This is a genomic window from Pseudobutyrivibrio sp. MD2005 (genome assembly GCF_000621865.1).
Taxonomy (GTDB): Bacteria; Bacillota; Clostridia; order Lachnospirales; family Lachnospiraceae; genus Pseudobutyrivibrio.
Genome location: NZ_JHXE01000008.1, coordinates 84,607 through 98,732 on the forward strand (window position 1 = coordinate 84,607; position 14,126 = coordinate 98,732).

Here is a 14,126-nt window from a genome sequence, read left to right on the forward strand (position 1 = left end):
TATTCATCCCTTTTCTATCTATTTCTTAGCTTATTACTTTTTTATCATAACATATTTTTAATAAATTGTTACACATTTATTACAATGTTCGCTCAATTTCATTGCGAGTAGCTTGAACATTGCCTTGTGCCATCTGCTTGCTGCCTCCGCCTTTGGCCCCAAGCAATTCTCTAAGACCTGTTGCAATAGCCGCGCAGTCCCTTGTTTTGCTGCCTATAACGAAATCATAGCCCGTCTCATCATCACCTGAAAAAATAGCGCACAACCCATCATGGCGCTCTACAAGTGTATTCACGCCTTCCCGCATAGTCTTTGCATCTAGACCATCCATGAAAATTGTTACATCAGTGAGATCTGGCAATATTCGCTCTATCTGATCATTAAGCATTCCAGCTTTTATTTCGCTTATACGATATTTTAGCTGCTTATTATCTTCGATTAATCCTGAAACTTTTTCTGGCAACTCATCCTCTTTACAGTTCAAAAGCTGATATGAAGAAGCCAGAAGCTGAAGTCGCCTGTTGTAATCCTCAAGGGCTCTCATTCCACATAAAATATATACTCTGGTGCCGCCTTTATATTTGCCAAAAGAAACTACCTTAAGAAGCCCTACCTGGCCTGTGGTACTAACATGAGGCGCACAGCATGCGCACAAATCAACACCCTCAATTTCAACAAGCCTTACAGCACCTTCAATTTCCTTTTTACTGCGATAGTTGATTGCACCTAGCAATTCCTGATTTGGATAGTAGGCCTTTACTGCCACATCAGAAGCAATTATCTCATTTGCCTTTGTTTCAATGGCATCTATCTGCTCTTGATTAAGCTCAATATTTAAATCCAAGGTGACCGTGTTATCACTTAAATGAAATCCTACATTATCTGCACCATAAGTGTTATGAGCTACTCCTGTAAAAATATGCTCACCTGTGTGCTGCTGCATGTTATTAAAACGATGCTTCCAATCAATTTTGCCGTGAACTTCCTCGCCAATCAAAAATCCAGAAGCACAATAATGGTAGATAACATCATCTTCTATCTGAACATCCAAAACCTGTGCGTTATCAAGCTTTCCTATATCGCTTGTCTGTCCACCCTGCTCTGGAAAAAATGCTGTTTTGTCTAGAACTACCTTGTAGCATCTTTCCTGCTCCTTCTGCACTTCCTCACAAGATATTACCTTGCCGACAAAATCTTTTAGGTATGCATTTGTATCAAATAATGCTTCTGTTTTCATAATCCATCACTCTCATTAATATCTATCTGGTACTAGTTTTTTCCAATTGGAATACCAAAAATCTTCATCTGGAAACCATCCATCAAAGTCTCGTAATTTGTATAAGATATATTGCTCTTAAACTTGCTGTTCCATACATCTTTTATGGTATCGCATATACGAATCGCTTTTTCCTCTTCCTCTGTGAGCTGAATTGCAGGGAACACATAATAAATCATAAAATAATTAAGATTCATCAAAGCACCACCGCGAACCTTGCCGAATTTCTTGAACTCGTTAGCCACATCATCACAGAATATTTCTGCCTCCGCTTTTGGATCTTCAGCATCTATGATTCCTGAAAGCAGACTATATCTATTCTCTTTAAACATATTCATCTGCTTTTCGTAATCCTTTTTTGTATGAACCTTACTTAGATAGTCTACATCTTCAAATATCTTTTTAACCTCGTATCCCATATCATTATCTCCTTCTATTCAATCACTTCTGCAAGCTGTGTTATGTCATCTACCTTTGCCACATAGCTATCAACCTGGTTGCCATATCCATATGCCGCCCAGATAAAACCAACTCCTGCTGCATCGCAAGCGTCTTTATCACCTTGAATGTCTCCGATATAGACAGGCGTTTTTATGTCATTCTTCTTCGCAATTAGTTTGATATTATCGGCCTTGCCAAGGCCATTATCTCCATAACAGATATAATCAGTAAATAAGTATCCCAGGCCGCTTCGCTCAAGAAAAGTCTCGATATATCCGGACTGGCAATTGCTTACTATATAGAGCTTCACACGCTTGCTAAGAGATTTAAGTGTATCCTCAAGACCTGGATAAGTTGTATTCTCTGTACTCTTAGCCAAATCATCCATTTCGTACTCTTCACATAGTTTTAATGTGGCATATCTTTTTTCAGGATTTTCATCTGGAATGCAGGCATCAGCAATATCTGTCATGGTCTTGCCAAAGAGGCCTTTCAAAGTATCCTGTGTAAATTTAACGGAATAGCCCATATCCTTACAAGCACGCTCCCAGCTTGAAGCAAATAGAGGTGTGTTGTCCCAAATTGTGCCATCCATGTCAAATATTATTCCATCAGTACTAATTTTGTTCATTACTATTCCTATCTTTCTAATTCCAACTAGCTGATATTTTAACGTATTTTCAGTATAATTGATAGAGATTTATCAAAGGATGGTTTTAAATATGACAGATGACGATCAGCTTTTATACAAAAGATTAATAGAGCTTTCCAACAGAGCCTATCAAAACAATATATATACCTTTAGCGACTTCTTAAGTCTTAGCCAGCAGGATGTGCTATTTCAGGCTGCTAGGGACAAGAGCTTTGCGCCTATTAAGTTCGATTTATTCGGCGGATATGAAAACTGTGAGCGAAAAATGGTCCGCTTCGGCAGCGAGGATGATTTAGGTTACATTGTAGATTTTCCTATCAAATGTATCAAAATAGAGCCTCTTGCCAAGAAGTTTGCAAAGGAATACACACATCGTGATTATCTTGGCAGCCTTATGAGCCTTGGAATTGATCGCAAAAAATTCGGGGATATTTTTGTAGATGGCATGGATGCTTATATGTATGCAGATGAATCCACTGCCGATTATTTGCTGGAGAATTTTGTTTCTGTAGGACGTAACAGTGTGAAATGCTCCTACTCTGAATTGCCAGAAGAATACAAAAAAGCAGCCCTAAAGGAAATCACCATTCAGGTGGCTTCCCCTAGGGCAGATGCTGTAATTGCAAAAGTATATAACCTGAGCCGCAAGGATACGATTCCTTACTTTACAGAAAAGAAAGTCTCAGTCAACGGGCACATCGTAGAAAACAACGACAAAATGCTAGCGGCTGGTGATACTGTCTCTGTACGGGGCTTTGGCAAATTTAATCTTCTCTCAGAAGGTGGCCTGTCTAGAAAGGGCAAGCTCAACCTGACTGTGGAAGTCTTTGGTAGATAGACTAGCTACGCTTGTAAGCTGGCATCAGCTGAAGCTTGTGGAGGTTAGCCACATGCTTGCGCTCGATTGAAGCAATAACATCAGCTGGAATACCTTCTTTATTACCAGAAATGTATTCATCAAGCTGAGCATATGTGAAGCCTAGCTTATCCTCGTCAGACATGCCAGAAAGTCCATCAGATGGTGTCTTGTGTACAAGCTCATTTGGCAAACCAAGATATTCACCTATCTGTAAAACTTCTGTAACTGTGAAATCCTGAAGTAATGAAACATCGCCTGCTGCGTCGCCGTATTTTGTTGAGTATCCAACATAATCCTCTGATGCATTGCAGGTGTTAACAACAAATGATGTAACGCCCTGGCCTTGAGCTGCTGCATAAAGTGTAGACATACGGAGTCTTGGAGCAAGATTAATTCGTAAATCCGAAGTAACCTCCATGCTAGATGCATTTTCAAATGTAGCTATAGCTGCATTGTAATAATCTGTAATAGGAACAATTTCATTTGGAATTCCAAGGAAATTAACTAAAAGCTTGGCATCATCTAAATCGCTCATTGTGCCATTTGGCATTATGATTCCAAGAACTCTATCTGCGCCTAAAGCTTCCTTCAGGACTGCCGCTGTAACAGAAGAATCCTTTCCTCCGGAAATACCAATGATAGCCTTTGTATTATCTCCAAATTTATTAAACCAGTCTCTTGTGTATTCTATAAGCTGTTTTGTTTGCTTCTCAACATTAAACTCTCTCATAAGTCACTCCTATTTTAGTCGATATAATTCAGACATTCTTTTACCAATAACAGATTTATCCTTGGCCCCTACATCCTCGATACGGTCTGCAACCATGATTCTGAAGTTGGCTTTATATAGCTTGTGACCAAGCAATAGTTCGTAAATAGCCTGCAAGTCCGGAAGAGTAAATTCCTCTTTTGCCATACTGAAAGGCAAATCCGTATATTCGATTTCCCTTCTAAGCTTTATCATAGACTCTACAATGATCTCAACATGATCAAATGCAAGTCTTGTCTTAGTCTTAAGAGTTGGTACAAGATTTCCGTATTTGATATTTCCATTTCTGAAGCGCTTTGTTGAAAGCTGATAGATAATGCTTACACCAATATCATCGTTGTAAATATGAAGCATATTATCGGTAAATTCAAAATCGAACCAAGCTGCCTCTAAGGCATCATCTCCACCTTTAACACGTGGAACCACTGGCGAAAGAGCCATATAAGCAACGCTCATTACTCGAGTTCTTGGATCTCTATCTGGCTTTGAAAATGTGTAAACCTGCTCAAGGAAAACATGCTTTAAACCAGTCTCCTCTTTTAATTCTCTGGAAGCAGCCTCATAACATGATTCTTCTGGGCGAACAAAACCGCCTGGAAGAGCCCAACAATTGTAAAAAGGATGCTCTCCTCTTTTTACTAATAATATCTTTAGGCCTGAATAGTCTTTCTTTGGGCCTAGCACCATCATGTCTACTGTGACAGAAGGTCTAGGATAATCGCCAGGGTCATATTGAGCAAGGAATTCCTTCTCTGTCAACCCATTCTTGTCTCTATACTCCATATTCACCTCCGAATGAACCTTTAAGGTCTTATAGGCTTTTCGTTATGCAGCCCATAAGAAGTCATAGTAGTAGACTACTACCTGTTTTTTATTTTGTCAATGCTTTTATAATTAGTATTCATTTATTATTTTATCAAAGCACTGTCACCGTCTCGTCCAATTTACAGTACAATTTCATTTATTCTCTTGTGCACTGTATTTATATAATAATTATTACAGTATTATGTTAAAAATTGGGGCCGGTACTGTATTTTTTTACTCTATATTACAGTGTCCTTTGAGTTTTTTTCCAAAATAATGCTTATATCACTTAAAAACTACAGTGTTCTCTCTCAAAATCACATCCCCGCTGTAATTTGAACTTGTAAGTAGCAGTGCCACCGACCAAATATACTCTCGCACTGTATTCTACTAAGACTGCATACAGCGCCAAAGTCAAAAACCCTATAACTATTGCCAACGTACCAAAGAACAAGTTTGATTAATTATTTATACAAAAATAGCGTTCTCCAGAATCGCAAAAATACTATAATATCCTTGCGATTATAATAGAAAACGCTTGATTATTAATGCATAGTTTAGGTATTATAAAAATTCACTATACCAACTGTTTTTAGTTAATAGTTTTTCATTTTAAATCAACAGACCATATTTATTTACACTAGAATAAACACTAGTTGTATTCTTCAAATACCTTTGATATGAGTGCATATTCTATCAAAAGCGATTGTGGAACATCGTTAAAACCTAAGTATACAATTTCAGCCCTTCCCGTATCCATATCCACCTCAAATTGAATAGTTGCAGTCACTTCAGTATTCGCATAAATACAGCCTCCGGTAAATTCAACAATATCTCTACCTTTATCGCTTTCAAAGTAAGTCCAGTCTGGATTTGAAAAAAAGCTTTCAAAGGCATCTCCATAAGTTATATCTGGATATGCCTCAGGAGCACCATTTTTGATAGCGGTGATATGAGGCTCCTCAGAGAACATATCATAATCTCCGGAATAATATAAGGCAAGACAAACTATCAGTATTGAAATAAGAATCCCACCAATGAATATACCTAATCCCGAATTGTTTGATTTCCGTAACAACGGACTATCTAGAATCTGTGTATCCATAAGACTCCGACCACAAATCTGGCAAAATCTTGCTTCATCATTATTTTGATTTCCACACCTCGGACACTCCATTATTACCTCCCATGATAATATAGATAGCATCAGTAACAATGTAATAATATCACCAAATAGTGTATTCACTGTGTACTCTTGTCAATCCATCCACAATTCATGTTCCATTTTAGCCAATCCCAAAGCAAACTCTTCAGCGGATTCCAAAAACGCTCTATCATCATCACTTACAGGAGATATACCTGCTTTATCAAAAAAATCTCTATATTCTTTCAATATTTCTAATTGATGTTCTAAGAAATATGATTTTATCGTTTCGGATGTATTATTCTTAAAAGGTCTAATCAACATTCTTCGTTTCATTTTATAAAACATATCATATACCCATAATTCATACACTCCACTATCATCAATATAATTTTTCCAAATCTCAGCATAAGCACAAACACTAATAGGTATTTCAAAGTATTCAACTAATTCTACCCCCATTGTTTTTGCCCCATTATTTTCACTATCTAAAGGGTTTCGCCCAAGCAGCCAATCAACACTAACGTTAAATATTTCTGCTATGCGAGACAAGTGATCACCGGGTGAATTCTCACCTTTTTCCCATTTTGATACTGATGGTTGTGTAACAGTTAATATTTCTGCAAGTTTATTTTGGGTAAAATTGTTCTTTTTTCTTAGAAAGATTATTCTTTCTCCAATAGTTTTCAAATCAGATTCCGTCATTAATTAATTCCTCCACTTAGAATATACTATACTGACGAAATATGTGTAAAATGATTAAACCGACTTTTTTCCACATTATAGTGACACTATGTATCAGATAGAAAAACAGCCTCTCTAAACTAATCTATAACATAAAATTCCAAAACAAAAACTTTCCTATCCAGCTCTATTATCCGAAAGATATCGCCGACATTTCCTTTTGCAACATAATAATAATCTTCAAAGATTCTATAATACCCATCACACTCAGAAGCAAGAATGCTAAGCTCCTCTATCAACTTACAATCAAAATGCCATTCTTTGCAGATGCTTTTCATATCGTCTTCCGGAAAACTTATTTCTTGTAAATCAATATTTTCATTTTCCTTGATTACTTCCATACCAAGAAAATAGTTCCTAAGGGATTCAATCATATCTCCATTTATCAACAGCTGCTCCGCGAAAAAATAAAATGATACAGTGCCTTCAGTATATTCATTTTCTTCCACCTGACGCTCAAGTTCTTTCAATTTATTTAAAATATTGTCCATCTTATAAAATCCTTTTCTAAATCGCATCATTTTTTGTATTATCATAGGTCACGTGTTTTTTCATTTTCATACTATTCTTAGTTTAAAAATGACATATGATGGGAGTTCTTGTAAAATACCCCATAAAGATACTTTTTGAAGCGAGGGAAGAATAATGGCATTTATTGGAATACTCTTGGTTGCCATTCTTTACCTAGCGCAGACTAGGTGTTTCTAATTAACCAATATCTCTTGATTAATATGGCGTACATAATATATATTGGCAAGACTGCAAATTCTAAAATCTATCTTTAAAAAATATCTTTTAAAATTCCAAAAGTTTCCCTAACCATGTTGTTAAGAAGATATTGATATTCTGTGAAAGCTGCAATGCCTGTTACGTCAACATCTGTGTAGCGCTTTGCAATCATAACTCCTCTAAACACATGGAAATTGTTTGTAACAATCCCCACCTTCATGTCGCTGTTTAATTCTATAAGCTCAAAAGCATTACTGATATTTTGATTTGTATCAATTGATTCACTCTCAACTATTATTCTATCCTCTGTTATCCCTTGCTCCATAAGGTATTTTTTCCCGCCTTCACCTTCAGATACGGATTCATTAGCACCCTGGCCACCAGTAACAATTACCTTTGTATCGGGATTATTATTCAAGTATTCAATAGCAGCATCAAGTCTTGCTTTATAGACTACACTAGGTCCCCAGTCTCGCATTTGAGCACCCAAGACAATTATGTAATCAGCGCCATCATCGCCCTTTGAAAAGAACTGGGTAAGTATACAGCCTTGGCATAGGATAAAAATTGCAAGTCCAGTAGCTACTATAAACCTGAATGCATATCTTAGGGCTTTAGGCACTTTAGGCCATAAGCTTTTCTTATCCATCAGATATAAGAAGCTAAAGAACATGGCCGCAAAAATCCATATAATAAATGAAAAGGTACCACTTCCAACCATGTATACTGCTACCGAATACAATAATGAAATAATAGCCAAAAGTGCATATACTAATCTTAACTTACGCATTAATTATTCCCCTTAACTTTTTTCATCTCATTATAATCTTTTCAATTGTAACACATGTGCTAGACCATATTACTAATAAATTCTGAATCTTCTTTCACACTCTTTGCATTACAGTCAAAATACCTGAGTGTGGCATAGGATTTTCAGAAACACAGTCTTTTTTGAGAAAATCTCTATTTTCGCTGTCTGAATTACATAAAAGATCTAATAATATGAAACTTCTATAGGCTATCAAGGCAAAATACTTTCATTAGATAAAGACAAATACACTCAATCATTGATGTGTGGCCTAGTTACGCCACAGTCGCTAAAATAAATCAGCGTTTTTACGAATTTTCCATAAAATTGCTGTCTTTTCCCATATTTACTCTATAAAAGGCGTTCTAAACCATGCCTTATTTGAATCAAAACATAAAAATAGCACTGCCTATATAAAAGCAGTGCTATTTTGACCTAACTATTAATTAAAATATCCCAATTAGTACGCAAAGAAACCAGCTTCCTCACAATCAAAACCATTCTTCGTCAATATATCTGCCTCGTCCTTCAAGATTGTATAGAGTATCTTTCCAGTCTTTTTGTTTGTCAGCTTGTAGACCTTGTGTCCTAGTTTATCCGATGCATACCAAGCAATTCCTTCATCAGTATAACCATTTGCTATGTAAGCACTTCGCTCGTTTGCATCTACTGTATATACATGGCCTCCGTTTTTAGCATCAAACAAACGATATACTGGTTTACCAGATTTAGGGGATGAATGCCATGCAATTCCTTCATCTGTCCAACCATTTGCCTTGTCACTTATCAAGTAATCACGTTCACCCACGTTAGTGGTGTATAAATGCTCACTAGTAATGCTATTGAATAATCTATAGACAGGAACTGTCTTTGGATATGTCTTAGTACTTGATGAGCTTGATGAACCTGATGAACCAGAAGAGCTTGATTCCTCTAATTCTCCTGTTTCTTCTGATGAATCTGATGGGGTTGATGAGCCATTCTCTCTGTTTTGTGCATTACCATCTTCTGTCGAATATGCAATCACATATTGTGAGAAGTATTTCGAGTAAATGTAAATCTTGTTATTTGCAACATCAGCATAGAAGGTACCATCCTGATAATTGCCACTTGGTCTACTGCTAAGAGCTGTAAATATCTGTGTTGAATCATCATGCTTTCTTACAACAATTGGATCATATTTTCCTGTGAAGTCGTAGCCTATTGAAATTTCAATTACTTCATCTGTCTCGGTTAAAGCTGTAATCTCTGAGCTATTAATAATCTGCTGAATATCAATTGCCAATACATCAACAGTAACAGCTCCTTCCTCTTTGAACTGATTCTTAATTGCATTGTCCATCTGACCATCGTTCTTTACGATGTCACTTTCAGTTGCCTTACTCTGTCCCTCTGGAGTAACTATAAGATTAAGTTCAATATTATCCCCTAGTTCTCCCGCAAGTCTCTTAGCCTGTGCATCAAGATTATCACTTACCTGAGGATTTTCTGATGTATCAATTGCAGTTTCCTGGCCAGCTGGTAGTGCTCCCATAGATGTGGCTGCTTCACCGGTAACTTGCTTTGGTCCGAATTTGGCTATTTTCTTATTTACCCTATAATATCCCGCTATGTGTTCAGATATATCTATATCCGTCCATGTGTTACCATCGTCTGATTGACTAGCAGTTACATCTTCTCCTAGTTTGATATCATGGGTAATGGCTCTACCAGTGTCTCCAGTAGCTTCTGCATATACAGTTCCACCTGTTATCGCCATACTATTAGATATGCCCAGACCATCGCGTCCACCTTTGACCGTTACGTTACCACCACTTATAACTGTTGAATCAGTACCGCTAGAGTTGTTATTAATACCATAGTTTGCTCCTGTGATGGTAAGAGTGCCACCTTCTATTTTCAGATTAGCTCTTAGACCTATGGCATTGTACCCAACTGCTTCAAGGCTACCTGTTCCTTTAATTGTGAGTGGCTTCCATTCAACCATGCGTATAGCATAATTTCCTTCAGTGTTTGCTGCAGTCAATTTATTATTACCAACTAAATTGATTGTAAGCTCTTCATCGCTATAGATTACTGCATAATAATGGAGATCCAATTGTTCATTATTATAAAAATTATATCCAGTTGAACTACTGTAGTTATTAAGTGTCAATGTTTTGGTAACTGGATCATATGTTGCAGTACCTGTGGTTCCATTAACTGTAAGGTTATTTTCGTCTAATTGTATGCCACCGACATAGATAGGGTGTTTGGCAACCTCAACCCACTTCGCATAGAGCGTTGTAGCTGCTGTGACTGTATCGGTTTCAAAGTTCCATGCATTTGTACACGCTTCTTCCTTATACCATCCCGCAAAAGTGCAAGCCTGATCTGTAGGGTCGCTTGGCTTAGTAATATTTCCACCGCTTGCTACATACTGATTGGCTGGTGCAACACCATGGCCATTGGCATCGAATGTTACTGTATATGTTTCTGCCACCTGTGCCTCATCGTCAGAATCATAACACACATTATAGCTACCATTATCACTTGAAAAATAGGTTGCTGGAACCTTGTTGGCATTATATGTATTATAACCATTAGTAAAGGTTCCTGTAACACTAGTCATTGTTACACCAATAGAAGCATTTCCAGTTAAAGCTCCTTTAATTTTAATTTTGCAATTATCGTTTAGACAAACATTATTACTATTACTGTTAACATTATTACCTGCGATTACAGGATTGCCTGATATATTCATATATCCGTAATCGTATTTTTGATAAACACCGCCACCTTCTGCTGCTGTATTAGAACTAATTTCTCCACCTGTCATGGTAAATGTAGCTTTGTTGTTTACACCACCGCCGTTTCCTGTTGCTGTGTTACCGCTAATTGTACCACCTGTCATGGTAAATCTATCTTCGTTATTTACGCCACCGCCGTTTCCTGTTGCTGTATTACCGCTAATTGTACCACCTGTCATCTTAAACGTACCGAAACTGTTATGCACGCCTCCTCCATTACTAGCGTAAGTTTGTGATGCTTTATTAGTACTGATTGTTCCTCCTGACATGGTAACCATACTGCCATTAGCTATTCCTACACCAGAACCAGTATTACTGCTAATCTCACCCTCAAACAGATTAAACTTGCCCGAAGACTTCACATAAACTCCACCGGTAGTTGTATTTGCCGTATTCTCCTTGATTACACCTCCACGCATATTGAAAGTACCAGAGTTTCCACTAACACACACTCCACCACCATATTCTGCAGTATTATCTATAATTGTTCCTCCATACATATTTAGCGATCCATTATTAATGTATACTCCTCCACCACTATCTGCTGCAGTATTACCGCTAATTGTTCCTCCATACATATTTAGCGATCCACTATTAATGCATACTCCTCCACCATATGTTGCATTACCACCGGTTATCATTCCTGCTGAACCACTGCAATCATATAGATTCAATGTGCTACCACTACCAATCTCAATAACTCCAGCACTGCCGCTTCCTCTTATTGTTTTGCCATTAAGACAAAGGCTTGTCTCGCCACTTGGAACTGTCCATGTATTGCTCAAAGTCACATTACTAGACAAATAATAATTACCAGCCACTGTTGGAAGACTATTAGATGTAGTCCACTCTGTCCAACCTGCGTGGTGACTGTTATCATCTGTCACAACAATCACATAATCATTTCCACCAATAGTAACAGTAAGTTTTTGCTCTGTAGAAAATGCCTGCTTTGCTGTTACCATCCAGCCATTTTCTGTATTTTCTACTGAAAAAAGTTCCGGTGCATCAGAAGTTGCTGCTGTCACCTCACCAGAAAGACCTACTGCATTTAAAATTTCAGACAATGCTACAGTAGTGTCGCCATTCATAACATACTGTAAATTGTTGTATGTAAATTCTACTGTATAGAATGAGAATCCATCTGTTACAGCTTCAACTGTGGTCTCAGCTACTTCTGTAGCCTCAAGCTTATCTACAGATAAGTCTCCTACTTCACCCTTTACGTGATATACATCTGTCTCAAGATTTACATCAGCTACTTCTTCAAGTGTGAAAGAAACCTTTACCTGCCCCTTTGAATTATCAGGCTCGATTTCATTGTCTTCTTTATCAAGTACTTTGATATCAAATGTGTAAGACTCTACTTTATTCTTTTCATCGGCACGTTCTTCTTCTACTGCTGCTTCAACAGCCTGTAAATCTGCACCGTATACCTTTTCTACATATAGCTCTGCTCCTTCTGGGAACACACCTGCATCAGCCTTTACAGTAATTCTTACTCCATCAACTACCTGCGATTTTTCAAAGGCTGCTTTCAAATTCGTATTTACGATATTTACTCTAATTGTAGGAACAGTAGTAGCCACAACATAATCTGTTTCAAATGAAGGCTCAAATACATAACTTGCTTCCTTACTAGTATCAAACTCCTCACTGTCTGCAAGCTTCCATTCAACATTTTCGATTGTAATTTCTGATTGTAATGTTTGCTCTTCTATTACTGTTTCATATTCAGTTTCTGGCATTGCTGCTTCAATAGCTCCCGCTACTGGGCTAGAATTATCTTCATCTAATTCTGCAGCCTTTGCCACCATTGCTGGAAACAGAATATCGATAAGTCCTGTATCTACAGACTCTTCTGTAGACTGTGACTCATCTGCTGGCTCTGAAGTTTCTGCAGTAGGTGTTTCCTCAGCTGTTGGCTCCTCAGCTGACGCCTCTGGTTCTGTAGCTTCCTCTTGCTCTACAGAATCTGCTTCTTCAGCTTTCGTTTCATCTACTGATTCTTCTTTTGTCTCAGTAGGCTGTTCATCAGCAACATCCTCAGCCATAGTATCTTCAGAATCAATCGCATCTGTAGTCTCTATAGGCTCCTCTACTGGTTCTTCTACTATCTCCTCTGGTTCAACAGCAGGTTCTTCGGCTTGCTTTTCAACAGCCTTCTTTACCTCCACTTCTTCTACAGTTTCCACTGTTGCTTTCAAAGTGTTTGGAAGATTTACATCCTCAAGGCTGGCCCCCACTGGCAATTCCTGCACTGCCACTTTATCCCCTAGAGCACTAAAATCCACAATCCTTGCTGTATTGGCATCCATTGCATGAGAGATGATACTCAAATTCATGCTACTTGCCACTAACAACAGAGAAAGTCCCATGGACAATGCTCTCTTTGCATTTTGAATTTCCATTCTTTCCCTCCTCATAAATAATTTTATAAACAATGCAAAAGCTCATAGAGCAAACCTCAAATAAGGTATGCTCTATGAGCTTTTACATTTGGTTCCCTATTACCAGAAGACAGAGATAGCCTATGAACTGAACTGAACTGAACTGAACTGAACTGAACTGAACTGAACTGAACTGAACTGAACTGAACTGAACTGAACTGAACAAGGTTGCTTCATCTGCTTCATTCTGTCAACTCACTTTCTAAAATAGTTTTCTAGTGACTAACCTATGACTTTTTGCGAGAAAACCAAAGAAATCTCCCGCAAAAATCTGGCCTCGCCAGATACGCCTTTGCATAAATGCAAAGCCTAGTCAAATACGATTATTGAAAAACTGATGTTTTTCAATAATCTATAATAAATTATTTTCTTTTCTATTCTGTGAAAATCCATTTCTGTTCACACAGTTTTCAAATATATATTCACAGTCGCAAAAATAGAGCAGTCATTTAGGAGATTTTCCCAAAATGACTGCTCTTTCATAAAATACTTCTAATTGAAATCCCTATGCTTCTGCCCGTTTGTAACCTAAACATGGTGGACATCTTAACCTTTTAAGTTAAAATAGTTATTTTGTAAATTCACTTAACAAAAAATCTTCAAATTATTAAGTGTAATATAACTTCCGGATTTTTCACTTAAAAATCCGATGACCGTGTAA

11 protein-coding genes and 1 pseudogene are annotated in these 14,126 nt (G+C 37.5%); 1 reads left to right on the forward strand and 11 read right to left on the reverse strand.

The annotated features are described in order from the left end of the window. Positions 1–79 precede the first annotated feature (79 nt). From T498_RS0101995 to T498_RS0102005, 3 genes are read right to left on the reverse strand one after another with little or no spacing between them, the layout of a single operon-like run. A complete protein-coding gene (locus T498_RS0101995) occupies positions 80–1,237 on the reverse strand; it encodes an alanyl-tRNA editing protein (protein WP_036977661.1) in 1,158 nt (385 codons plus the stop codon). 32 nt (positions 1,238–1,269) lie between these two features. Further along, positions 1,270–1,695: a hypothetical protein gene (locus T498_RS16040; RefSeq protein WP_051524535.1), complete on the reverse strand. Its 426-nt coding sequence runs from the start codon at positions 1,693–1,695 to the stop codon at positions 1,270–1,272. 14 nt (positions 1,696–1,709) lie between these two features. After that, a complete protein-coding gene (locus tag T498_RS0102005) occupies positions 1,710–2,348 on the reverse strand; it encodes an HAD family hydrolase (RefSeq protein WP_036977662.1) in 639 nt (212 codons plus the stop codon). 91 nt (positions 2,349–2,439) lie between these two features. On the opposite strand from T498_RS0102005, the gene T498_RS0102010 reads away from it, so the two are divergent. Continuing rightward, positions 2,440–3,207: a YlmH family RNA-binding protein gene (locus T498_RS0102010; RefSeq protein ID WP_028234479.1), complete on the forward strand. Its 768-nt coding sequence runs from the start codon at positions 2,440–2,442 to the stop codon at positions 3,205–3,207. A gap of 1 nt (position 3,208) precedes the next feature. Here the strand turns inward: T498_RS0102010 and nadE are convergent, their stop codons facing one another. From nadE to T498_RS14565, 8 genes and pseudogenes are all read right to left on the reverse strand, one after another. Next, complete coding sequence (gene nadE / locus T498_RS0102015) at positions 3,209–3,958, reverse strand: NAD(+) synthase (RefSeq protein WP_028234480.1); 750 nt, start codon at positions 3,956–3,958, stop codon at positions 3,209–3,211. A 9-nt stretch (positions 3,959–3,967) separates the two neighbouring features. Then, positions 3,968–4,780 (reverse strand): NUDIX hydrolase, encoded by an 813-nt coding sequence (locus T498_RS0102020; RefSeq protein ID WP_028234481.1) that lies wholly within the window; start codon positions 4,778–4,780, stop codon positions 3,968–3,970. A gap of 673 nt (positions 4,781–5,453) precedes the next feature. Next, a complete protein-coding gene (locus T498_RS16460) occupies positions 5,454–5,906 on the reverse strand; it encodes a hypothetical protein (RefSeq protein ID WP_242839196.1) in 453 nt (150 codons plus the stop codon). A 6-nt stretch (positions 5,907–5,912) separates the two neighbouring features. Continuing rightward, positions 5,913–6,008: pseudogene (locus tag T498_RS17260) on the reverse strand (zinc-ribbon domain-containing protein); the annotation flags it as partial. 51 nt (positions 6,009–6,059) lie between these two features. Next, positions 6,060–6,650 (reverse strand): helix-turn-helix domain-containing protein, encoded by a 591-nt coding sequence (locus T498_RS16045; RefSeq protein ID WP_051524537.1) that lies wholly within the window; start codon positions 6,648–6,650, stop codon positions 6,060–6,062. A gap of 119 nt (positions 6,651–6,769) precedes the next feature. Further along, positions 6,770–7,180 carry a hypothetical protein gene (locus T498_RS0102035; protein ID WP_028234483.1) on the reverse strand — a complete coding sequence of 137 codons (411 nt, stop codon included), beginning with the start codon at positions 7,178–7,180 and terminating at the stop codon, positions 6,770–6,772. A gap of 290 nt (positions 7,181–7,470) precedes the next feature. Continuing rightward, complete coding sequence (locus tag T498_RS0102040) at positions 7,471–8,208, reverse strand: YdcF family protein (protein WP_028234484.1); 738 nt, start codon at positions 8,206–8,208, stop codon at positions 7,471–7,473. A 478-nt stretch (positions 8,209–8,686) separates the two neighbouring features. Further along, complete coding sequence (locus tag T498_RS14565; protein ID WP_036977663.1) at positions 8,687–13,426, reverse strand: InlB B-repeat-containing protein; 4,740 nt, start codon at positions 13,424–13,426, stop codon at positions 8,687–8,689. Positions 13,427–14,126 lie beyond the last annotated feature (700 nt).

Bases quoted from the DNA above. Each gene is read 5' to 3' on its own strand.
- T498_RS0101995 (WP_036977661.1), bottom strand. From the start codon at position 1,237: ATGAAAACAGAAGCATTATTTGATACAAATGCATACCTAAAAGATTTT.
- T498_RS16040 (WP_051524535.1), bottom strand. From the start codon at position 1,695: ATGGGATACGAGGTTAAAAAGATATTTGAAGATGTAGACTATCTAAGT.
- T498_RS0102005 (WP_036977662.1), bottom strand. From the start codon at position 2,348: ATGAACAAAATTAGTACTGATGGAATAATATTTGACATGGATGGCACA.
- T498_RS0102010 (WP_028234479.1), top strand. From the start codon at position 2,440: ATGACAGATGACGATCAGCTTTTATACAAAAGATTAATAGAGCTTTCC.
- nadE (WP_028234480.1), bottom strand. From the start codon at position 3,958: ATGAGAGAGTTTAATGTTGAGAAGCAAACAAAACAGCTTATAGAATAC.
- T498_RS0102020 (WP_028234481.1), bottom strand. From the start codon at position 4,780: ATGGAGTATAGAGACAAGAATGGGTTGACAGAGAAGGAATTCCTTGCT.
- T498_RS16460 (WP_242839196.1), bottom strand. From the start codon at position 5,906: ATGGATACACAGATTCTAGATAGTCCGTTGTTACGGAAATCAAACAAT.
- T498_RS16045 (WP_051524537.1), bottom strand. From the start codon at position 6,650: ATGACGGAATCTGATTTGAAAACTATTGGAGAAAGAATAATCTTTCTA.
- T498_RS0102035 (WP_028234483.1), bottom strand. From the start codon at position 7,180: ATGGACAATATTTTAAATAAATTGAAAGAACTTGAGCGTCAGGTGGAA.
- T498_RS0102040 (WP_028234484.1), bottom strand. From the start codon at position 8,208: ATGCGTAAGTTAAGATTAGTATATGCACTTTTGGCTATTATTTCATTA.
- T498_RS14565 (WP_036977663.1), bottom strand. From the start codon at position 13,426: ATGGAAATTCAAAATGCAAAGAGAGCATTGTCCATGGGACTTTCTCTG.